This is a genomic window from Acutalibacter intestini (assembly GCF_034334985.1).
Taxonomy (GTDB): Bacteria; Bacillota; Clostridia; order Oscillospirales; family Acutalibacteraceae; genus Acutalibacter; species Acutalibacter intestini.
The window spans coordinates 67,598-88,714 of sequence record NZ_JAWXXL010000013.1; the positions used below are offsets into that span (position 1 = coordinate 67,598).

At 54.8% G+C, this 21,117-nt stretch carries 26 protein-coding genes and 1 pseudogene; 16 read left to right on the top strand and 11 right to left on the bottom strand.

Annotation, left to right across the window (positions count from 1 at the left end; translation table 11 throughout):
• Window positions 1-27: 27 nt before the first annotated feature.
• The 6 genes from U8U68_RS11105 (at window position 28) to U8U68_RS11130 (ending at window position 3,604) form a co-directional block, all read left to right on the top strand.
• Complete coding sequence (locus U8U68_RS11105; protein ID WP_322200865.1) at window positions 28-303, top strand: HepT-like ribonuclease domain-containing protein; 276 nt, start codon at window positions 28-30, stop codon at window positions 301-303.
• A 261-nt stretch (window positions 304-564) separates the two neighbouring features.
• A complete protein-coding gene (locus U8U68_RS11110; RefSeq protein ID WP_496196378.1) occupies window positions 565-1,185 on the top strand; it encodes an AAA family ATPase in 621 nt (206 codons plus the stop codon).
• Between the two features lie 12 nt (window positions 1,186-1,197).
• On the top strand, window positions 1,198-2,046 hold the full coding sequence (locus U8U68_RS11115) for an MBL fold metallo-hydrolase (RefSeq protein ID WP_322200867.1): 849 nt from the start codon (window positions 1,198-1,200) through the stop codon (window positions 2,044-2,046).
• Window positions 2,043-2,501 carry an HD domain-containing protein gene (locus U8U68_RS11120; RefSeq protein ID WP_322200868.1) on the top strand — a complete coding sequence of 153 codons (459 nt, stop codon included), beginning with the start codon at window positions 2,043-2,045 and terminating at the stop codon, window positions 2,499-2,501. The genes U8U68_RS11115 and U8U68_RS11120 overlap by 4 nt, the downstream gene beginning before the upstream one ends.
• A gap of 131 nt (window positions 2,502-2,632) precedes the next feature.
• Entirely contained in the window at window positions 2,633-2,935 is a 303-nt protein-coding gene (locus U8U68_RS11125) for a hypothetical protein (protein ID WP_322200869.1), read from the top strand.
• A gap of 3 nt (window positions 2,936-2,938) precedes the next feature.
• Entirely contained in the window at window positions 2,939-3,604 is a 666-nt protein-coding gene (locus U8U68_RS11130; RefSeq protein ID WP_322200870.1) for a phosphotransferase, read from the top strand.
• Between the two features lie 483 nt (window positions 3,605-4,087).
• Here the strand turns inward: U8U68_RS11130 and U8U68_RS11135 are convergent, their stop codons facing one another.
• The 5 genes from U8U68_RS11135 to U8U68_RS11155 form a co-directional block, all read right to left on the bottom strand.
• Entirely contained in the window at window positions 4,088-4,294 is a 207-nt protein-coding gene (locus tag U8U68_RS11135) for a hypothetical protein (RefSeq protein WP_322200871.1), read from the bottom strand.
• A gap of 174 nt (window positions 4,295-4,468) precedes the next feature.
• Window positions 4,469-5,200, bottom strand: coding sequence for a tyrosine-type recombinase/integrase (locus U8U68_RS11140; RefSeq protein ID WP_322200890.1), 732 nt, complete (start codon window positions 5,198-5,200; stop codon window positions 4,469-4,471).
• Window positions 5,201-5,321: 121 nt separating this feature from the next.
• Window positions 5,322-5,750 (bottom strand): hypothetical protein, encoded by a 429-nt coding sequence (locus U8U68_RS11145; protein WP_322200872.1) that lies wholly within the window; start codon window positions 5,748-5,750, stop codon window positions 5,322-5,324.
• Window positions 5,731-6,339, bottom strand: coding sequence for a hypothetical protein (locus tag U8U68_RS11150; RefSeq protein WP_322200873.1), 609 nt, complete (start codon window positions 6,337-6,339; stop codon window positions 5,731-5,733). Before U8U68_RS11150 ends, U8U68_RS11145 begins: the two co-directional genes overlap by 20 nt.
• Entirely contained in the window at window positions 6,302-6,553 is a 252-nt protein-coding gene (locus tag U8U68_RS11155; RefSeq protein ID WP_322200874.1) for a hypothetical protein, read from the bottom strand. Before U8U68_RS11155 ends, U8U68_RS11150 begins: the two co-directional genes overlap by 38 nt.
• 32 nt (window positions 6,554-6,585) lie before the next feature.
• Here U8U68_RS11155 and U8U68_RS11160 point away from each other — a divergent pair, with 32 nt between their 5' ends.
• Window positions 6,586-6,732, top strand: coding sequence for a helix-turn-helix domain-containing protein (locus U8U68_RS11160; RefSeq protein ID WP_322200891.1), 147 nt, complete (start codon window positions 6,586-6,588; stop codon window positions 6,730-6,732).
• Window positions 6,733-6,889: 157 nt separating this feature from the next.
• Here U8U68_RS11160 and U8U68_RS11165 read toward each other — a convergent pair whose 3' ends face one another.
• Genes U8U68_RS11165 through U8U68_RS11185 form a run of 5 tightly spaced genes read right to left on the bottom strand, consistent with a single transcriptional unit; the run spans window position 6,890 to window position 13,020 of the window.
• Complete coding sequence (locus U8U68_RS11165; RefSeq protein WP_322200875.1) at window positions 6,890-8,410, bottom strand: DUF5605 domain-containing protein; 1,521 nt, start codon at window positions 8,408-8,410, stop codon at window positions 6,890-6,892.
• A 13-nt stretch (window positions 8,411-8,423) separates the two neighbouring features.
• Entirely contained in the window at window positions 8,424-9,863 is a 1,440-nt protein-coding gene (locus tag U8U68_RS11170; protein ID WP_322200876.1) for an FGGY-family carbohydrate kinase, read from the bottom strand.
• On the bottom strand, window positions 9,860-10,801 hold the full coding sequence (locus tag U8U68_RS11175; protein WP_322200877.1) for a transketolase family protein: 942 nt from the start codon (window positions 10,799-10,801) through the stop codon (window positions 9,860-9,862). The genes U8U68_RS11170 and U8U68_RS11175 overlap by 4 nt, the downstream gene beginning before the upstream one ends.
• Window positions 10,794-11,630 (bottom strand): transketolase, encoded by an 837-nt coding sequence (locus tag U8U68_RS11180; RefSeq protein WP_367575811.1) that lies wholly within the window; start codon window positions 11,628-11,630, stop codon window positions 10,794-10,796. The genes U8U68_RS11175 and U8U68_RS11180 overlap by 8 nt, the downstream gene beginning before the upstream one ends.
• Window positions 11,620-13,020 carry an L-fucose/L-arabinose isomerase family protein gene (locus U8U68_RS11185; RefSeq protein ID WP_322200878.1) on the bottom strand — a complete coding sequence of 467 codons (1,401 nt, stop codon included), beginning with the start codon at window positions 13,018-13,020 and terminating at the stop codon, window positions 11,620-11,622. Before U8U68_RS11185 ends, U8U68_RS11180 begins: the two co-directional genes overlap by 11 nt.
• Window positions 13,021-13,147: 127 nt before the next feature.
• On the opposite strand from U8U68_RS11185, the gene U8U68_RS11190 reads away from it, so the two are divergent.
• From U8U68_RS11190 to U8U68_RS11230, 9 genes are all read left to right on the top strand, one after another.
• A complete protein-coding gene (locus tag U8U68_RS11190) occupies window positions 13,148-14,155 on the top strand; it encodes a LacI family DNA-binding transcriptional regulator (RefSeq protein WP_322200879.1) in 1,008 nt (335 codons plus the stop codon).
• Window positions 14,156-14,415: 260 nt separating this feature from the next.
• A complete protein-coding gene (locus tag U8U68_RS11195; protein WP_367575812.1) occupies window positions 14,416-14,637 on the top strand; it encodes a hypothetical protein in 222 nt (73 codons plus the stop codon).
• 78 nt (window positions 14,638-14,715) lie between these two features.
• Entirely contained in the window at window positions 14,716-16,359 is a 1,644-nt protein-coding gene (locus U8U68_RS11200) for a glycoside hydrolase family 2 protein (protein ID WP_322200880.1), read from the top strand.
• A gap of 85 nt (window positions 16,360-16,444) precedes the next feature.
• On the top strand, window positions 16,445-17,764 hold the full coding sequence (locus tag U8U68_RS11205; RefSeq protein WP_322200881.1) for a sensor histidine kinase: 1,320 nt from the start codon (window positions 16,445-16,447) through the stop codon (window positions 17,762-17,764).
• On the top strand, window positions 17,761-18,498 hold the full coding sequence (locus U8U68_RS11210) for a LytR/AlgR family response regulator transcription factor (protein WP_322200882.1): 738 nt from the start codon (window positions 17,761-17,763) through the stop codon (window positions 18,496-18,498). Before U8U68_RS11205 ends, U8U68_RS11210 begins: the two co-directional genes overlap by 4 nt.
• A 289-nt stretch (window positions 18,499-18,787) precedes the next feature.
• The gene (locus tag U8U68_RS11215; RefSeq protein WP_322200883.1) at window positions 18,788-18,919 is read left to right on the top strand and encodes a DUF6440 family protein; all 132 of its coding nucleotides are present in this window, start codon (window positions 18,788-18,790) and stop codon (window positions 18,917-18,919) included.
• Window positions 18,920-18,932: 13 nt separating this feature from the next.
• The gene (locus U8U68_RS11220; RefSeq protein WP_322200884.1) at window positions 18,933-19,379 is read left to right on the top strand and encodes a hypothetical protein; all 447 of its coding nucleotides are present in this window, start codon (window positions 18,933-18,935) and stop codon (window positions 19,377-19,379) included.
• Window positions 19,380-19,716: 337 nt separating this feature from the next.
• Window positions 19,717-20,229, top strand: coding sequence for an Abi family protein (locus U8U68_RS11225; protein WP_322200885.1), 513 nt, complete (start codon window positions 19,717-19,719; stop codon window positions 20,227-20,229).
• Between the two features lie 357 nt (window positions 20,230-20,586).
• Window positions 20,587-20,796 carry a hypothetical protein gene (locus U8U68_RS11230; RefSeq protein WP_322200886.1) on the top strand — a complete coding sequence of 70 codons (210 nt, stop codon included), beginning with the start codon at window positions 20,587-20,589 and terminating at the stop codon, window positions 20,794-20,796.
• 215 nt (window positions 20,797-21,011) lie between these two features.
• On the opposite strand, the pseudogene U8U68_RS11235 reads toward U8U68_RS11230, so the two are convergent.
• Window positions 21,012-21,117: pseudogene (locus tag U8U68_RS11235) on the bottom strand (IS5/IS1182 family transposase); the annotation flags it as partial.

Consider the following 21,117-nt stretch of genomic DNA (forward strand, 5'->3'; position numbering starts at 1 on the left):
AAGATATGCACCACGACCGAAAAGCTGATGGCTTATCTGCGTGATGAATCTATCACCGCCGAAAAAGTTATGGCAGAGGAAACGATCCGTTGGACGATAACAACTCCGCTATACAATATTGGCGAACAGATCTACAACCTCCCAGATGATTTCAAGCAGAGGCATGGCCAAATTCCCTGGGCGAAAATATCCGGCCTCCGGCATCGGCTGGTTCATGACTATGATAATACAAACTGGTCGTTGATTTGTGCTGTTCTTTTTGACGAGTTGCCTGGTTTTTTGGAGGAACTCCGAACCCTCTGACTACTACCAGACTACTATTTTCGGGAAACTCAAAAATCCGCATAAATCAAGGCGTTTCTAAGGCTCCCAAGCTCTTGGAAACACCTTGCTATTTTGTGCGCGCCTGACAAAAAGTCCGCTATCATGGGCTTTCTCCCTTTACTGCCTGATAACTCCGACTCTGAGGGCCGCTGGTTCGAATCCAGTCAAGCGCGCCAAAAAGCGGAGAAGTTCAGTGTGAACTTTTCCGCTTTTTTCAAATTATCTGCTCTGAGGTGTGCTATGAAAAATATAATTATTGTCGGGCCGTCCAGGGCCGGGAAGACAACTTTGGCAAAACGACTCCACGAAAAATTCAATTATTTTGTCATCAGCCTTGATAAGCTGGTCGCTACATTCCAAGCGGCTTATCCCCAACTGGACATTCGCCTGAACTGGAACAGGGATAAAACAACGGAAAACATAGCGCCGTTCATCGGCCATTTTCTGGGCCTTTTCTCTTCCGATGACGGAATTAAAGATGATTTGAACCTCCGCGCACATCATGTTGAAGGGAATCATTTTGTGCTGGAGGGTGGGTATTTCAATTTTGAGATGATATCGTCCATTTTGGAGGAGTACGGAACGGAAGAACTAAAAGATAGGTTCATACTGATTGGCTTGGTACAGGGCCAAAAGACAGTTGATGAGTATGTAAGCGACTTCAAAAAGTACGACACTAAGGACGATTGGACGTACAATTTGAGCGAGGATGAACTGAGAGATTATGTTACACAAGACGCCATTCCGTTTAATTGTACTATGACCGATTATTTGACAAAGTATGGTTTCGCAATCTACGATACATCAATGGAGCGAGAATCCGTTTTTGATAAAATCATCAAGGACATATCAAAAAGGTAAGGAAGAAAAATTATGGAATCCAAATTTTTCAGAGCAAAGAAGATTTACGACAACGTGACCCTGATTGCCGGTCTGGGCGGTGAGCAAAGCTATTTAATCGAGGGCAGCGAGAAGGCCCTGCTTATTGATGGACTAGCCGGTGTAGGAAGTTTGAAATCTTTTGTGAGGGAACTGACCGACCTGCCTGTTACGCTGGTGAATACCCACGGCCATGTCGACCACATCGGCGCAGATTTCGAGTACGGCGAGGTCTACATCGACCCGGCAGACATTGCCCTGCTGTATGAGCACTCCGACCGTGAAATGCGCCTGGGATTTGCCAAGAGCGGCGCCATGTTCGGGCCGCTGCCTGTTGAGCCTCGACTGGACGATGTAACTGTACCCGGTCCCATCAAGACCATGCCGCTGAAAGATGGTGATATCTTTGACTTGGGCGGCGTTCAGTTGGAAACCATTTCTGTTCCCGGCCACACCAGAGGTACGGTAGTTTTCCTTGACCGGGCAAGGGGCGTGGTGTACTCCGGTGACGCCTGTAACCGCAATACCTTGCTGTTCACGGAGTTCTCCACCTCTATTGAAGAGTACAAGGAGAGCCTGTTGCACTTCCAGAGCTTTGCGGACACTTTTGAGCTGCTGTGGGGCGGCCACGGCGGTCAAGCGGAAAAGAAATCTATCATCGAGGACGCGCTCCAACTCTGCGACGAAATCATGGCCGGGACAGATGACGGGGTCGAGTCTGTTAGTATTGGCAGGCCCTGCTGGTACGCCAAGGCCAAGAACGAGCGTTTTCAGCGCTTGGACGGCGGCGTGGCGAACATTGCCTACGCCAAAAATCGTATCTGGAAAAAGGATTTACAATGAAAATCAACCCGCTGATAATCGTCCAGCACTACGGCAGGGATATTCTGGAATCGCCCGGTATGGAAATGAGCAAGGGGTTCATGCAGCACGGGGACACCAGCGTGTTCGCGCACTCGCTGGCGGTGGCTTTGATTTGCGTCCAGATTGCCTATTTTCTGCCGAAGTTCCTATCGAAACACTTGAACAAGCGGGCGCTGGTGCGCGGCGCGCTTTTGCATGACTATTTCCTCTATGACTGGCACACCAAGCATGAGGGACACAGCTTGCACGGATTCTTCCACCCTGGCCGGGCGCTAAGAAATGCGGAGCGTGACTTCTCCCTCTCTCCCACCGAGCGCAACATGATTAAAACGCATATGTTTCCGCTGACGCTCCCGCCGCCGAAGTGTAAGGAGAGTTGGATTTTGGTGGTGGCGGACAAGGTTTGCGCCATTAAAGAAACTTTCGGGAAGTGATTTTTATAAAGATAGATAAATTTTCATACCAACTGGGCGCGGCAGATTGTTTTTGTGAGATGGTTCGGTCAGGGGTAAAGCGTATTGCGTTGTCCCATCCATGTGATACCAAGGAGGAGCGGGATAGCTTTATGCCGGAGTTTGATAAGCTGTGTGAGAAGTACGGCGTTCGTTACTATGTCGAGGACAAGGCGTTCTTGACCGACCTCTTTCCCCTGTCCTTGAATCAAGGCAAGTTCAACGTGATTTTTTATCAGGATGAGGCCGTGCTGGAAGAATATCTTGGCTTGAAAGCAGAGAAAGAAAAGGCGATCGCTGCGGGTAATTACGATGTTTGCCGCAAAGATATCGCCCGTCGGTATGGCAAACTGCTCTCGTATACTAACGAGGGGGTTCAGCGCTTGTTGGACACAAATAGCGAGATTGAGGTATAAGAAATGCTGTTCCATTACACGATTAAGAATTGGGCTGATTGGGGTAATGTGTTCCAATTAATCGAGGAATTCACGCCTCTAGCGCAGGAGATTTTCCATCGTGAACAGCTGGAATTTACCAGTCTGGAAAACCTCACTCTCCCGGCACCAATGCGGTCTTTCGCGCGGTTGATTCCGCCGGTTGATTTGCTGGGTCGAGTATTGGAAAATCCTAGGTTGGAGCGCTTGCCAGAGAGTCTGCGTGCTGAGATGGCTGCGCGCGCGGCAAGTCTTGATTTGACGGATACGGTGTTGGTGCTTGGGGATTTGACAGGTGAGAATATTCTGGTTGATGAGGGTGGTAGCCTGGTGATTATCGATTGCGCTGATGCCTGCCTTGCGCCGTGGTGGTATAAGTTGGCCCCGCTGGTATTCGAGCTATTTCACTGCCGGGAAGATTTGTTGCGGATGTTTGTGGACACCGATTCGGAAGTATTTGTGGAGCGGGTTCTGGACGCTGTGTGCATACACGATTTCGGTGCGAATATGCTTTTGGACTTGGCAGAAAGAGAAAAAGTCCCAGGTTTTTCGCATTTGATGCTTTCTTCCTCCAGCGCGGCGATGAGTTTCTGCGTCGTTTCCTCGTCAGCAACATTCTGCTTTTTCTTCTTTTTGCCAGCGTATTTATAGGTGCGCCACGCCGGATTATGCGACAAAAAGCCGCCCTCCATCGCGTCGGAGAGGATGCCACACAAGCAAGCGTGGACACCCTCAACGGTACATTCGGAGAGCGGCTTTCCTGTCACAAAATTCTTTTGCTTACGAAGTTCAGCGTAGAGATTTCGAAAGTGTTCTGGCTTTAGGTCGGTTAATTTGTAACCACCCAGGTACGGCATAAAACGGTCGATGTCCTGCTTGTCCCGGGCCAATGTGATTTTGCCAGTTTGGATGGAGCAATCTTCCGGAGCTATATCGCAGTCTAGTCTGCAAGGGTGATGGACTTATCCACTTTCAACAGCTCGTTCTTACACTGGCGTTCAAAGAGAGCGGTCTATTCCTCAAGCCATTTCTCCTTGGCCTTTGGTGTTAAGGCAACACCGCACCATTCGCGGGTGGCGCCTTAAGCACCGTCTTGCTTGCAGATTTTCCGTGATAGCGCACAGCTTTCGCTGGTCAATGGTGAGATGGACGGAGCTCAATCTGTACACTCTGACGAAAAATCTGACTGCACAATACGGTACTTAGAATTCTGCGGTATTGCCTTAAATCTTCGGGTGGATGGACGGTTTTCTGCTGGGGCTTGCGGCGCTTGCCATCGAAATCATAGCCCATGGAGACGATCAGCAGGTAGCTGTTTCCTCGTTTGCGGATGCTTGCCATAGTGATCGTTGACGTGCAACGTCAACGATTTACCTCCTTTCCGTTTGTGATTTGCCCTGTTGAGGCAACCTCACGATACCACACCGTCCGCCGGAAGTCCATGGGCATTTTCACTTTCTACCTACCCAACCAAATGCGCTTGCTATGGCGGTCTGTATGTCCATCACCCTGCCGTTATGCACTGTGCAGGAGCACGTCTGTCATAACATTCGCGGCCTGTTTTTTCAATTCCATCTGCGGGTGACAGTAGGTTCGCTCCAAGAAAGAGGTGTCGGCGTGACCAGCTATTTCAGCCACAGTCTGCTTGTCCACACCAGGATGAAGTAAAGATGAAATCACATAGTGGCGCAAGGTGTGAAGATGGAAAGACTCTGGAAAATCATTCTCCCTAAAAATTTTGCGAAGATGTTTTGTGAACGTGTCCGGGTGGATAAAGTGACCGTACTCATCTACGAACAGATACGGGCTGACCTTGCGCCCAACCTTTTCAGCCTGGGCAGTCTTGTAGCTGCAATACCCCAACAGCAGCGAAGTGATATCTTCCTCGATAACAATAGTGCGACTGTGTCCATTCTTGGTCGGCCCCTCCATCACGTCTTGCCCCGGTATGTGGCTCCGGGAGCGGCTGACCGTAAGCACACAGCGGTATTTGTCCGTCATGATAAAGTCGTGCCATTTCAGAGCGCATAACTCTCCACGGCGGCACCCAGTGTAGAGCGCCAGCACATAGAAAATTTTATACTCCTGCGGTTCATCCAGGAGTGCATTGAGGAAAGGGTTGGCATCTTCCTCGGTAGGAATAAACGGCTCACGCTCTCCCGCATTTCCTCGTTGTATAGGGAGAAATACTGGGGGATGCAGATCTTCTGGGAGCAGCCCTCGGTGCAGCAGGAGCAGCTGGTGCAGGGCACAGCGATCTGGCTGTTGATGATTTCTTTACAAAATATCGGCCGGTGTCCACCGGGCTGGCCATAGAAAAAACAGGGCTGGTGCCATGCCGGCAGCCAGCCCTGCTTTTTCTGTGATTCTATTTTTTATCTGCCGTCTGGCGATGGGCACGAAAATCAGCCCTACCACAAACAGCACCAGGTACATGGGGATAAATGTCCCCAAAAAGGCGAACAGGAAATCCGGCGCGGACATTATAAAGGTTCAGCACCAGGCCGATGATGACATGGAAAATGAAGCACACCGGAATGTTCCCCACTATGCGCCCGGCGAAGCCCTCTGGGTTCAGCTTGAACAGGGCCGGAAAGCCCATAGCGATTTTGGGAATGGGGATGAGCAGGTTGATCAGGGTGGCCAGCACGAAGCCGATGAGGATATTTGCCAGCAGGTTTATGGTAAATACAGGCTGGTGCACCAGCAGCGGCGCGGTGACGGACATGGCAATGGCCGTGGGGATGTTCTGCACCAGGTTGAACACCACAATAAATTTAGCGCTTGGCTTTTGCATGGCTTCCTCCTTCCTCCATGCCCGGGTAAATGGACTGGATGAAATCCATATATTTCTTCTTGCGGGCTTTGAATTTCTCGCTGTTCTTCTGCAGATCCGCAAGCCTGCCCTCGTTGTACTGGATGTCCTGGCCATGCTTGAGCTTGCCGGACATGCTGCCGTGGGCCAGAGCGTACTGCTCCTCTGGGCAGTTGATCTTGCCGTCAGCAACCTCCATCTCGCCCTCCATGCCGCACAGACCGCAGATGGCGTGGGTGGTGCCGGGCTCGATATAGAAATTGTTGGTGTGGCAGTGGGGGCACACGCCCTCGGGGCCCTGCCAGGCGGCGTGCTCTATGTCCTCGGCGGCTTTTGCCAGGTTTACGCCGGTCTGGTGGGCGCGGGCCAGGGCCTCGTCGTCCATCAGGATGGTCTTGCTCCACTGGAACTTGTCGTTGTCGATGATTTTCCACATGGGACTCATGGCCAGCAGGCCCACCGCTACCAGGGTGATCACAACCGTGTTGATAACAAACCCATACACCATGCTGGTGAGGCACTGCCTGCGGCTTTCAAACTTGGGCCACATACAGCCCAATCGACGCCACATGGTAGGCCCCGTACAGCACGCAGTACCACAAAGCGCTGCCAAAGCTGCCGCGTTCCTGAGAGCCTACCGGCAGGGCCCCGGCCGCCATTTGGCTTATGGTCTGGGTGATGGGCCCCCACTGGGCGATAATGTTTGGGATAAAAACACAAAGGATACCAATCATTAGGATGTAAGAGACCACGGTGGCTGCTTTGCGGATCCTGTCCGTGTCCATCAGGGCCACGGCAAAAATAAAAACGCCTCCACATCCATAAGAATACCCTGTATTACCGGATGAACAAGCTCAAGGAGCTTTTCCCCATTGACCTGAATGACGGGCATGTACGGCTATGCCTGCAGCTTACCATGGAGATGATGCGTTTGGAACAGGGGGGCGAGGGCGCCACCTCTTAGAACCTGTATGCACATCTGCCGGGAAAAGCTTGTAACCCACCGGTCGAGTACGCCAAAGCGAAACGCTCCCTGTAATTCAGGGAGCGTTTTTCTGGGTCTTTTTTATGCCGAAGGTTCCTTACAGCATTCTTTTTATTGCCAGTACCTTTTCTTCCCCTCAAGAAAGCCGCCTAAGCCTCACAGCCATATACTCCCTGCCCGGCAGGGAAACGCGGAATTTCCCACTGTGTACCCCGGCGTCGGTGATGGTCATCCCCCAGGTGTCGATAATTTCCACCTTCCACTTACCCTCAGGCTTCATGAAATCCCGGAAGCTGGGCCGGCCAAATCCGTAGTAGTGTATCTCGTAGGAGGCCCCGCCGGGAAGGAAGTCAATGCCGTCAGGCACGCCTACTGTTTCGTCAAAGCTTCCCTGGCCGCGCTTGAGGCCGCAGCCGGGGGTCTCGCACAGTATCTTGTGCAGGAACCTAATGCGCTGGGGGCTCTCCCCGTGCAGGGGCCCGCCGTGGCTCCACCAGAGGATATCGTTTTCGTTGTTCACAAAAGTCTCCCCGTGGCCTGCGTAGCCGCCCCGCAGGCTGGCCTCCCAGAAGCGCCGGGTCAGTTCCTGGCCGGAGATGTTTCCCCATCCCATGTCGATGTTGCCCTCATAGCTGATCTCATCCCAGACGATAGGCTTGCCCCAGCGCACCCGGTATTCGTCGGTGTATTCCACATGCCTGTAAAGGTCCTGCCTTTGCAGGCTGCAGTGGGTGATCCAGGGCCGGGAATGGTCGTAAAACTTCAAGCACTGGTGTATGCCCCGCAGGTGGTTATACGGATCCTTTTCACAGAGGATTTTCGCATAGCGCTCCCAATCTTCCAGTTTCTTGGCAAAAAGCAGGTCGTATTCATTTGCCAGGCTCCACCACACGTTGCGGTAGCAGGCAAACCGGGCAATGACATACTTCCAATACAAATCGTCCTGCTCCGGGGTCATGGATTTGAAGCCCCAACGGTCGTAGGGGTGCATAACAATCAAATCCGCCTCGATGCCCCGCTCCTGTAGCTCTAAAATGCACCGCTCGATGCGCCGGAAATGCTCGGGGTTGAAACGGGTGAAGTCCCAGTGGTTGCCTGAGATATCCATTTCATAAGTAAAGGTTTCTTCGCACAGGCCAGAGTTATCCATAGGCGTACCCTCATAGGGGAAGGTCTCTGGATCCCGGAAATTATGGATATAGTGCTTGGGAAACACACAGAAGCGCATTTTGTTGAAATACCCCTTGTCCAGCTCCTTAAGGGTCTCCTGGTGGATTTCCTCGGGCTGATGGGCCCAGGCGTAGCAGGTGGTACCCACGGAATAATAGGGCGTAGTATCCTCATAGGCGAAGTGGAATTGATTCACAACGCGCATGGGGCCGTGGTTTCCCTCCCTGGGCGGCGTCACTGTAAAGCTGCCGGAGGTCTGGGCTCCCGGGAAATTGCCGGTGGTCTCGTAGGTGTATTCCCCCTCAAAGCTGGGCATGAAGCGCACCCGGTACACGCCCCCGCCGTCATAAAAGCCTGAGACAAGCTTTTCCTCGTTTTTGCCCCGGAACACCCCGGAAAATTCCCGCTCTGTAAAGGGGTTGCCCGCCTCCGGGCCGTTTACAGCGATTTCAAACACGCCCCAGCGTTCTGTTCTGTTAGTTAACATAACACTATCCTCCTTATAGCAACAGGCTTACTGCCTGTTTCCAGCCATCATATTTATTTTCCCGCCAGGCCGCTTCCCTTTGGGGAAGGAACCGGGTGCGGCCCTGTTTTTCCAGTATCCCCCAGTCATACAGACCGCAGGCGATCCCCGCGCAGTAGGCCGCGCCTATGCCGGACAGCTCCTCCCGTTGGGAAACAGCCATGGGACGGCCCAGCAGGTCGCTTTGAAACTGCATTAGGAATTTATCCCGGGTAGGCCCGCCGTCTGCCCGCAGCTCATTGAGGCTTATCCCGGCCCCCTGTTCTATGGCAAAGGCCACGTCCGCGATCTGGTAGGCAATGCTTTCCTCCGCGGCCTTGACGATCTCAGCGCGGCCGGTGCCCCGGCCCATGCCCCAGAGAATGGCCCTGGCATCCGGCTTCCAGTAAGGCGCCCCCAGGCCGGTAAAGGCCGGGACCAGGTAGGTGCCGTCCTCCGGGTCTGCGCCAGCGGCCACTTCCCCGGCTTCTTTCGAGGAACCCAGCAGCTTTACATCGTCCACCAGCCATTTGATTACAGAGCCGGTGTAGTTGATATTCCCCTCCAGCACATAATTGATTTTGCCGCCCATGCCCCAGGCCAGGGAAGTCACGATGCCGCCGTCGCTGAACACGGGCTTTTCCCCCACGTTTACCATAACGGAAGAGCCTGTGCCATAGGTGGCCTTCCCCATGCCAGGCTTTACACAGCCCTGGCCGAAAAGCGCTCCGTGGGAGTCGCCCAGAACGCCGCATATGGGGACAGGCCTGGGCAGCACGCCCTCCATGTCAGTCTCGCCAAAGCAACTGTTACTCATACAGACCTCGGGGAGTGATGCCAAGGGCACGCCGAACAGCCCACACAGTTCTTTGTCCCATTGCAGCGAATGGATATTGAAAAGCTGGGTGCGGCTTGCGTTGGAAAAATCAGTCTTAAACTCCCCGGCCAGCTTGTAGATGAGCCAACTGTCGATGGTTCCCGCGCATAACGGGCGGTTTTCAAGGCCTGGCGTGTTCTCCAAGATCCACGCCCATTTTGCCGCGGGGAAATAGGGGGAAAGCCGCAGCCCGGTTTTTTTGCGTATGCCTTCTGCCTGGTTTTCCAAACGACCGCAGATCTCCTGCGCCCGCCCACATTGCCACACAACGGCGTCCGCTACAGGCAGCCCGGTTCCACGATCCCAGACAAGGGCGGTTTCCCGCTGGTTGCTGATGCCAATAGCCGCCACCTTTGCCGGGGCGATGCCGGAAACTACCCGGCGGGCCGCTTCGATGGTGTTTTGGTAGATCTCCATAGGGTCGTGGCTGACCCAGCCCCGGCTGCTGATTTTCTGCCGGTGGGGCAGATCCGCCCGTTTGAGGAGCGCTCCGGCCCCGTCCAAAAGCAGCGCCTTGGTGCCGGAGGTGCTTTGGTCAATGGCTAATACGTATTTCATCCCAGCAGCTCCTTCACCGTTTTTGCAATGCCCCGGCCGGTGAGCCCATAGTGCTCAAAAACCTCTGCCGAGGTGCCGGTTATCACAGGCGCGTCCGGCAGGGACAGGCACTTTACCCGTTTGGGGCAGCGTTCGCCCACCACCTGTGCCACCATGCTTCCCAGCCCGCCAAAGGGGCCATGCTCCTCCACGGCAACTACAATATCCGCCAGCCCGGCAGCTTCCAAAACCGCTTCCCTGTCCAATGGTTTTACGCAGTACATATCCAGCACGCTGGCGCTTATGCCCGCTTCTGCCAGGGCTTCCGCCGCCTCCAGGGCCGGGCGCACCATCTCCCCGCAGGCAATGATGGCGGCCCGCACGGCTTCCCCTTTCCCCCGCAGCCATGCGGCCTTATCCAGCAGAAAGGGACAGGCCCCCTCGCTGTAAATATCCTCCACAGGGTTGCGGCCCACCCGGACATAGGCGGGCTTTTCATCCTGCAAAAGGGCTTCTATCAGCTTTTCCGTCTGGAAGCGGTCGCTGGGCAGATACACCCGCATGTTGGGCAGCGCCGCCATGGCGGCAATGTCCTGGGCGCTGTGGTGGCTCATGCCCAAAGCGCCGTAGCTGACCCCGCCAGAAATGCCGATGAGCTTCACGTTGGTGTTGGAATAGGCGCAGTCCACCTTGGCCTGCTCGTAGGAGCGGGCGGCAAGGAAGCAGGCAGGGGAAAAGGCATAGGGCTTTTTCCCACAGGCGGCCAGGCCCGCCGCTATGCTGACCAGGTTCTGCTCCGCAATGCCCGTTTCCACAGACTGCTCCGGGAGCCGCTCAAAGAAAGGCGACATGCTGGCGCTGCCCCGGCTGTCGCTGCACAGGGCAAAGATGCTTTTGTCCTGTGCAGCGTACTTCAGAAGCGTTTGGCAGATGGCCTGCCGGTTCGGGATATTATTCACGGGCAGCCGCCTCCTTCCCCTTTTGAAAATCTTTTTTGATGGCTTCATATTCTTCAGCAACAGGCAGGTGGTGGTGCCACTCGGCCTTGTTCTCCATCAGCGGGCTGCCAAAGCCCTTGGTAGTGCGGCTTATAATGACCGTGGGCTTCCCCTTAAGGGACTTGGCCTGGGAGAAAGCCCCGTCCAGCTCTGGAATGCTGTCGCCGTTTACCTCCAGCACATGCCAGCCAAAGCTTTCCCAGCGGGCACCCAGGGGCTCGTGGCCCATGACTTCTTTCGTTGCTCCGGAGATCTGCAGGCCGTTGCGGTCGACCAGGGCGCAGAGGTTGTCCAGCTTATAGTGGCCGGCGGCCATGGCCCCTTCCCACACCGAGCCTTCAGCCAGCTCGCCATCGCCTAAAATGGTATAGACCCGATACGGTTTGCCATCTCGCCTGCCTGCCAGGGCCATGCCCACGCAGACGGGCAGGCCGTGGCCCAGCGAGCCGGAATTCATCTCAATGCCCGGCAGCTTGTTATTGGGGTGCCCGATATAGGGCGAGCCGTATTTGTTGAACCGTGCCTTCACGTCGTCCAGGTCAAGGAACCCCTGGTGGCACAGCACGGCGTAATAGGCTTCCATGGCATGGCCCTTTGACAGCACAAAGCGGTCACGGTCCGGGTCATCGGTGGTTTCCGGCGTAATATGCAGGTGGTTTTTGTACAGCACCAGCAGGGCGTTCAGCACGCTCATATCCCCGCCGATGTGCCCGCCGCCCCCCGCCATGATAATCTCCAGCACGTCTCGGCGCAGGTCCCACGAGAGCATCTCTAATTCCTTATTCCCCACGGAGATACGCCCTCACTTCCTCCTCAATGGGATCGTAAAGGTCGGGCGCAACGCCCAGGTATTTGCAGGCTTCATACAGCACCGGCACCACGTTTTTGTGTATGCCCACACAGTGGTGGATATATGGCCCCTCCACGATCTTGGCTTCCAGCCGCTTGATGTTCTCCACCTCTACCCACAGGTAGGTGCCCATGCCCTTGGGGCCGTCCACGCCTTTTGCGTTGCCCAAAAGCAGGCTGTACTGGCCGTTGTCGCCGTCGAACCGGGCCAGGGTCAGCTCCCCATGCTTTGCCTCGGCTGTGATGGCACCGGGGGAATCGAAAGCCAGCGGGTACGTGATGCATGGCTTCTCTTTGGCGCAGGAAATGGGCCAGGGGCCGCAGTGCTGCAAAAGCTCGCCGTTTTTAATGTCCGGATGGCGGATGGTCCAGTCGGCAAAAAAGCTGCGGGTCCCGTCGCCTGCGGCGGCTTCCACCAGCAAAGCGGTGATGGCCCCGTGGATGTCCGTTTCACAAACAACGGGCAGGCCCTTTTCGTTGAGGAGGGCGTTGGCGGCGCAGGGCATAATGCCCAGCTCGCCCTGCAAGGCGTTCCAGCACTGGATGGCTCCGGCGCTGCAATGGTACTTTTCCATCAGGCGCTCCATGGCCACAGCCAGCCCCGCCACGTTTTCAAGCTGCTCCTCGGTGACGTTGATTTCCATATTGGCCCTGCAATAGGCAATGGTTTCCCGCACCTCGTCCTTATCGGCAATGGCCCGCTTCACTTCCGAGGTCAGCTCCGGCAGGGGGATGGGAGACAGCTCTACGCCGAATTTTTCCAGCAGCTCCCCTTCGTTGCACATGGTGCTCCAAAAGTCAAAGGGCCTCGGCCCTATCTGTAGAATGCGGATATGGCGGAAGGTTTTCACCACATTGCACACGGCCAGGAAATCCTTTATGCCCCGGGCAAACACAGGATCCTCCAATCGGCAGTTCGTCATATAGGTAAAGGGCACACCAAAGCGCCTGAGCACCTTCCCGGTAGCAAACAGCCCGCACTGGGTGTCCCGCAGCCGCACGCCGTTTGGCTCAGGCCGCTCATCCAGGGGACCCCACAGCAGCACGGGCACGCCCAAGTCTTTTGCCAGCCTGGCGCACAGGTATTCTGTGCCAAAATTGCAGTGGGGCAGGAAAAGGCCGTCCACCTGCGCCGCCGTGAATTTTTCCAGGATCTTCAGCTGGTCGTTTTCATCATAGAGCAGGCCCTCTTCGTTTATGTCGTCAATCTCTACGAACTCCACGCCCAGCTCCCGCAGGCGGGCGGCGGTAAGGCCCCGGTATTTCACCGCGTCCGGCGCGCTGAAAATACTTCTCCTGGTAGGCGCAAAGCCCAGCTTGATAGCTGCCATAAAATTCCTCCTTCAAAGTTTTCCATATTTAAAAGGATACCAGACCGGGAGCTTAATTTACAGAAAAAATTCAGTGTTTCTTGACTTAATTCACTGAATCTTCTATACTGGAACGGAGGTGAGCAGTATGGCGATTACAGCAAAAGAGCTGGCAAAGGCGCTGGGGCTTTCCCAAGCGGCGGTTTCTATGGCGCTGAACAACAAACCCGGCGTCAGCACCGCCACAAGGCGGCAGGTGATAGAGGGCGCTCAGCGCTTAGGGTACGATTTCTCTCGGAAGGCCGTTGCCCGCGGCAACTGGAAAGGGCAGTTCTGCCTGGTGGTATACAGGCGCAGCGGCGCGGTCGTGGGGGACACCCCCTTTTTTGCAGACCTGACAAACGGCGTAAGCGTTGGCTGTAAAAAAGCGCAATATGATTTACTCATCCGTTATCTCTACGAGGATGAGACCCTGCCCGACCAGCTTTACACTTTAGAGGCATCCGGCTTCCGGGGGATCATCCTTCTGGCCACAGAGCTGGATGCCCTGTCGCTTTCCCGCTTTTCGCAAATCAAAATGCCTCTTGTCATCTTAGACGCTTATTTTGAAACGGCAGACTATAACTATGTCCTCATCAACAATATCCAGGGCGCGTTCCTTGCCACCCAGTATCTTATTTCTAAGCGCAGGGCGCAGCCGGGCTACCTGTGCTCCTCCTATCAAATCAGCAATTTTGCCGAGCGGGCCGACGGTTTTTACAAGGCTATCCGCAAAAACGGCATGTCCACCGCAAAGTCTGTTGTCCACCAGCTTACGCCCTCCCAGGAAGGCGCCTACGCCGACATGAAGGCCCTGCTGGAAAGCGGGGAAGAACCGGCAGACTGCTACTTTGCGGACAACGACCACATTGCTATCGGGGCCATCGCGGCGCTGAAGGAGGCCGGGTACCGGATCCCTGAGGACGTGGCCGTGGTAGGCTTTGACGACCTGCCCCTCTGCAATTACATGGACCCTCCGTTGACCACCGTCCACGTCCCCACCCAGCTCATGGGGGAAACGGCCGTGGGCAGGCTGGCGGAAATGGTAGAGAAAAAGGATTGTCATGCCATGAAAATTGAAATCAGCGCGGTGCTGATAAAGCGTAAAAGTGTATGAGCGGTGCCAGCGCCCCCATGCCCCTTGGCAGCCAGAGGCACAAACTCTTGGGATTAGGTACTCCCACTTCTTTGCGAGTGTTGCCAGATTTCCTTTACCAAGGGGCCCATACTCTCGCCGCTGCTGGCGGCGCTGTTTTTGCAGGCCATGTATGGCGCGGTGGACTTGCTGGTGGTGGGGCAGTTCGGCTCCCCTGCCGATGTGTCCGCCGCAGCCGACTACCTGCGGCCTATGCCATTGACACCCTGCTGAGCTCCATCATGTTCTGCTTTGTGGGGTATTTCAACGGCTGCGGCAAGACCGCCTTCGTTATGATCCAAGGCGTTGTGGCGGCGTTCCTGGTGCGGATACCCGTGTCCTTCCTGATGAGCCGTCTCACGCCTGTAAGCTTGTTCCGGGTGAGACTGGCCACACCCAGCTCTACAGCCGTACAGATCCTATTGTTTTTAGGGTGTTTCCTGCTGGCAAAGAAGGAAAAGTAGGGGCGCCCCCTGTTTGACCAGGGAGCCTGCAAGTGATATAATCATTACAACAATATTGCAAAGACGGAGGTTTTGCGTATGAAACGCGAAAATTTCAACACCGGCTGGAAAGTGTGGAAGGACGAAAACCCCTTTGAACTGGTGGCCGCTGTCCCGCCCCATGCCAAGCCCGTCACCCTGCCCTATGACGCCATGTTCCATGAAGAACAGCAGGAGGACAGCGTCAACAAGGGCAGCACAGGCTTTTTGGACGGCGGCGCGTATAAATATCACAAAACCTTTTTTGTGCCGGAGGACTGGCGGGGCGGGAAGGTTATGCTCTGGTTTGAGGGCGTATACCGCCACGCCGCTGTGTTCGTCAACCAGTCTCTGGCGGGGGAGCGGGCCTTTGGCTACAGTGAATTTGGCGTGGAGATACAGGACTACCTGCGCTTTGGCCAGGAGAACCAAGTGCTCGTCACCGTGAAATGCGGCACACAGAACAGCCGCTGGTACAGCGGGGCCGGTATTTACCGGGAGGTGTACCTGCTGCACAGCCCGGCCCTGCGGGTGCTGCCGGGGAGCCTGCGCCTGACCACCCTAAGCGTGGAAGAGGGCGGCGCTGCGGTAGAAATCGCCGCAGAGATCGAAAATGGGGACGTCACTCCTCACAGCTTCACAGCAGCCGTTACCATCCGGGAGGGAACGGGCCGGGCCGTTTTGCAGGCGGAGTACCCTCTGCGGGTGCGGCCCGGGCAGAAGGTCCGGCTGCACAGGCGATTCTTCCTGGAAAACGCCTGTTTGTGGGACGCAGAGCACCCGGAGCTTTACACCGCGGAGTTGGCCATAGAGGGCGGGGACAGGGACAAAACCACCACCGGCATACGGCTGCTGGCCCTGGACGCCAAGCACGGCCTGCGGGTCAACGGCATGCCCGTGAAGCTGCGGGGGGCCTGCCTGCACCACGACCAGGGGCTTCTGGGGGCGGCAGCGTATGAGGATTTTGAGCACAGCTGGGAGCAGGACGTAGAGTCCATGGTCACAGCGGACTACAACCACCCCAGCGCGGTGCTCTACTCTACCGGCAATGAAATTTTTGAGATCGCTACGGAAAAGGGCCTGGAGACCAGCCGGATGCTGGGGGAAAAATTCCATGAGCTGGACCCCACCCGCTTCACCACCAACGGCATCAACGGGGCCTTTGCCGCCGGGGACGGACTGGCGCAGATCGTCAGGGATATCACAGGCCAGGAGCCCGGGCCCGGGGACGTGAACGTCTTTATGGGGGCCATGGCCAACCATGTGCCGGAAATCACCCGGCACAAAATCGTAGGGGATATCCTGGAAAAGCTGGAGCCCACCATGGACGTGCTGGGCTATAACTACATGACCGCCCACTATCGGACGGATGCCGCCCGGTACCCCCACCGGGTGATGGTGGGCAGCGAGACCTACCCCAAGCAGATTGCCGAAAACTGGGACGCCATTACCCGGACCTCCGCCGTGCTGGGGGACTTCACCTGGACGGGCTGGGACTATCTGGGCGAGGTGGGCATAAACCTCACGGGCTCGGCGGAGCTTTTGGCCTTTGGCAGCGAGCGGGCAAGACACCACCAGGGCTATGAAAAAACCGCCGCCACCCTTACCGATGGCTGCGCCCTGGCGGTTTTGAGGCGCACAGGCCAGGGGGAAGTTACAGTGGAAATTGGGTGCGGCGGCGTGAAAAGCATGTGGAAAAGCTGAGTATTGCAGCGTAAATCATAGGTCAAAGAACGCCGCTATCATAGGGCTACATGGTATAATAGCCCGCAGAAAGGAGATGACCGCTATGCTCACGTTGGAGGATTACCTGACTGCATTTGTCGGTTCTCTGACAGCCCATGCCGCCTTGGCAGTCTACCTGTTTGTGATGATGGATGTGCGGGGGTGGCGGATACTGAAAAAGCTGCCCGCCTTGCTGCTCTCCCCCTTGGCGGCCTCCTTGCTACAGGTGGGCCTGTATGTGCTCATTCCCTGCCACGTGCTGGTCCGCTACTACATAAGCTCCTTCGCCGTCCTGCTGATGTGTACCTTTTGGACCCGGTGGGCCTGGCGAACCGAATTCTGGAGGGCCTTTTCCGCCGTATGTATGGGAGGCGTGTTTCAAGTGTCCACGTCCTGCCTATCCCAGATCCTGCTCCTGAACAGCGAACTCCAGTTTACAGTGGTGGTGTATTTGGTTGTGGTTCCGATCTCAGCCCTCCTGCTGCACCGTCTGCGCTTCGGGCGCTGGTTCCGCTTTCTGCTGGAGGAGAGCTTCGGCCAGCGCCGGACGGCCCTGTTCCTTTGCGCCCTGGAAGCGGCTATGGAAACATTCTTAATCCTGCAGGCGGGGATTCAACCGGAATATCTGGTCCCCTACTTTATGCTGGTGCTGGCGATGGCGGCGCTGGAGGCGGGGCTGGTGGTCCATTTGGCCCAGCGGCTGGGCGCCGCCCGGAAGGTAGCGGCCCAGCAGGATGTCATCGCACAGCAGCAGCTCTACGAGCGGGACCTGGAGGCCATCCGACAGGAGGTGCGGACTTTCCGCCACGACTACAAAAACCTGCTGGCGGGGCTGTCAGAGCAGGCGGACGAGGGGGAACTGGACCAACTGCGCGCCGCCTTGTCGGAACTGGACACGGGCTTTGACCGGCGCATAGGAGAAAAAATTCAGGCGTCCACTCAAATCGGCAATGTGCGCGTTCCCCAGGTGCGCAGCCTCCTACTGTCCAAGCTGGCCGCTATGGGGGAGCAGGGTATCAACTGCCGCCTGGAGGTACTCTACCCTGTGGAGAGGATTGGCATGGACCCATGGGACTTTACCCGCTGTCTGGGCATCCTGCTGGAAAACGCTGCCGAGGCCGCTTTGGAAACGGAAATGCCCTGGGTGGAGATTATTCTGCTGCCTCAAAAGGACAGGCTGTCCCTTCGGGTTTCCAACCCCTACACTGGCACTATCAATCCGGATAAAATTTGGACGGAGGGCTTTTCTACCAAGGGAGAGGGCCGGGGATTGGGACTGCCCAGCTACCAGCGGATTTTGGTGGACTATCCCAATGCGGCGGCATCCACAAGTTGGGCGGACGGCGTGTTTATTCAGGAATTGACGGTGGAGGAAAAAGCATGATCTCGATCTATCTCTGTGACGATGAAGAAAGTGTCCGCCACCAGCTCAAAACCGCTCTGGAGTGGAAGATTTTCATAGAGAACTACGACATGAAAGTGGTATGCGCCGCATCGACTGCCCAAGAATTGCTGGACATGGCGCGGAGCAGCCGGCGCGGAGTCTATTTTCTGGACGTGGATTTGAAGGATGGAGCGTGGGACGGCTTTACGCTGGGGCGGGAACTGCGGCGGCGGGACCCCCATGGCACACTGGTCTACATTACCAGCTATGGCGATCTAGCCTGGAAAACCTTCCAATACCATTTGGAGGCATTCGACTACATCGTGAAGGAGGGAGAGCAGACCGGCCCTGCCATCACCCGCTGCCTGGAGGCGGTCCACGCCCGCTTATTGGACGAGCGCCATGACCCGGCAGAGATGTTCTCTTTACGAACGGGTGATGAAACCCGCCACATTCCCCTGGCCGACATCTTGTTCTTTGAGTCCGCTCCCAAAGCTCACCATGTATATCTTCATACGGCGGACAGCCGTCTGGATTTCGTGGGCAGCTTGAACGAGCTGGAAAAGGAACTGGACGGGCAATTTGTCCGGGTCCACCGGTCCTTTCTGGCGGCGTGGGACAAAATTGAGGCAGTGGATGGAAAGGGAAATCAAGTCCGGGTGGGCGGCAGAATGTGTTTGCTGTCCCGAACTGGAAAAGCCGAATTGAAGAAGAAACTGAGAGGGAACTTTTGAGGTTCCCTCTTTATTTTTGCCACTTAGGGCTTGTTTGAAAAATCGAAAACGTCGTCTTTTTTGCCATAAGAGGCCACTTTCTACGTCGAAAATCCTCGTCAATCGCGAGATTGCCTTGCGGTTTTCTCCTTGAAATTGTCCCCTTCTGGCCCAAAATTCGTCATTTCCTCTATTTTCAAACAAGCCCTAGGAACGATTTGTGCCGTCCAGGAAGATTTGCCCACAGCGGGACCGCATTGTGCTATTCTTCTGTTCACAGGCAGGCGGGATGTGAAAGGAGGGAACCGCTATGGCCAAGGACCGCTTTGTGGAAGTTTACTCCCAGGGAGTTACCAATGCGGAGAAAATTATCGTGGACACCCAGACCGGCGTGAATTATGTGCTGGCCTCGTCCGCACTGAAACGAATTGCAACGATATAGGAGGCACATAACCATGGCAAGAGAAGTCCAGAAATTCACCCAGGAGGCCGGATATAAGCCACTGGAAAACCGCTGCATCATCGTCAAATACGCCCCGGAAAACCTGAGCGAACAATTTGCGGCGTTTTTTAACTCGGAATTTTATGTTCTCCAGATGTGTGAACACGAGATCATCCTGCTCCCCTTCAACACCACATGGGGCAACCTGTGCAAAGACGTATCCTTGGTCCTTCCCTATGGGGACATCCAGTCAGTGGAGCTGCGGGATGACCTGCTCAACACGGTCATCACCATCCGTACCGGGTCGGACACCATTCGCCTGACCACCCAGCAGGCGGAGCTAAGCGACCTGCGGAGTTCCGGCATCTACGCCACCATATATGCCGGTTTTTTCAAAAACTGGCATAAGGAAAATCTGGATGGTACGCTGAAAGCGCTAACCGAATTAGGAAATAACTGAAACTGAATTGACGGTGAGAGTGCCGGTATTAATTGTGTAAGTATCGTAAAAGTGAATCATGGACACAAAGATGCCAATGGAAACGACATATAAAAACCGTTGGATGGAGGTTGTCTATCAACGCGCCCTAAACTGCAACGAACACCAAACGGCGGTTTTGAAACAACAAATTTCAAGACCGCCGCTTTTATATTCATCGGCGGCACGTGGGAGGATGCCGCCATGCGACTATGGAGAAATAGGCACTTGCCCCAAAAAATCTGACTTTAGGCCGTAAAAACGCCTATCATTCGTTTCAACGCACGGTTGAAACTGCTCCGCAAAGCATTTACTGCTTATGGGCGCACAAATAAGGTCGACCGAGGAGATTCGCCGCAATTCGAAATCTCCCTTTGTTAGAAATTTCAGGACAAACTATAAAGACGGTAAAATCCCGATGTACGCTCTGGTGGAGTTATTCAGCTTTGGAACCCTGTCAAAGTTTTTTAAGAACATGAAGAACCCGGACAAGAAAGCTGTTGCCTCCATCTACAATGTGGGCTATACATACTTTGAAAGCTGGATTGAGAGTATTGCCTTTGTCCGTAATCTCTGTGCCCACTATGGTCGGCTATATAATGCCAAACTTGCGAAAACGCCGATTCTATACAAGCAATATGCCCTGCAAGGCATTGGTAATATCAGGATTTATGGAGTGTTGCTGTGCATCAGCCATTTGGTTCCCCATGATACTCATTGGAAAGATTTTGTGGACACCATTGCCATATTAATCGATAAGTACAGTTCAGTAAAAATTGAAACTATGGGGTTTCCAGAAGACTGGCAAAGTCTTCTGGACGGGGATGTTTAGTTTGATAACCTTGCAGGCGATTTCTCTGACTACTGTTTGACTACTATTTTAAAAAATCAATAAAATAGCCGGAACCCCACTGTTTCTTGAACTCCCGGCACAGGACCAATATATTGCTATTTTTGTGCGCTCTGGACAAAACCCAACGTTTTCGGGCTTTCCCCCTTTACGGCCTGATCACTCCGACTCTGAGGGCCGCTGGTTCGATTCCAGTCAAGCGCGCCAAAGCCTCCAGGAGTTGAACTCTTGGAGGTTTTTTTACTATAAATTTTAGAAAAGGGCATCATTATGAAAATCGATAAATTCTCCTAGCACTTAGGCGCGGCAGATTGTTTTTGTGAGATGGTTCGGGCTGGGGTGAAACGCATCGCGCTATCCCATCCATGTGATTCAAAAGAGGAGCGGGACAGCTTTCTGCCGGAGTTCGGTAGGCTGTGTGAGAAGTACGGTGTTCACTACTATGTGGAGGATGAGGCGTTTTTGACCGACCTCTTTCCCCTGTCGCTGAATCAGGGAAAGTTCAATGTGATTTTATACCAGGATGAATCGGCCTTGCGGAGTATCTAGACTTGAAGGCAGAGAAAGAAAAGGCAATCGCGGCGGGTAATTACGAGGATCGCCGCAAAGATATCGCTCGGCGGTATGGAAAATTACTGTCGTATACGGATGATGGAATCCAGTGTCTGCTGGACACAAATAGCGAAAAGGAATAGGCCCTTTGTAGGGCCTTTCCCTTCAATTAGGAGTGCTCTAGCGTGATGTACCCATTTCTTAGAATCTGTTTAGCATCTATTTAAGAGCAGACGAATAAAGGCAAGAGAAAACATTTGAAAAGAGTTCTGTAATTTACGTTCGCAGTTTTTCCAGAGTCTCCGACATTTGTCGAGC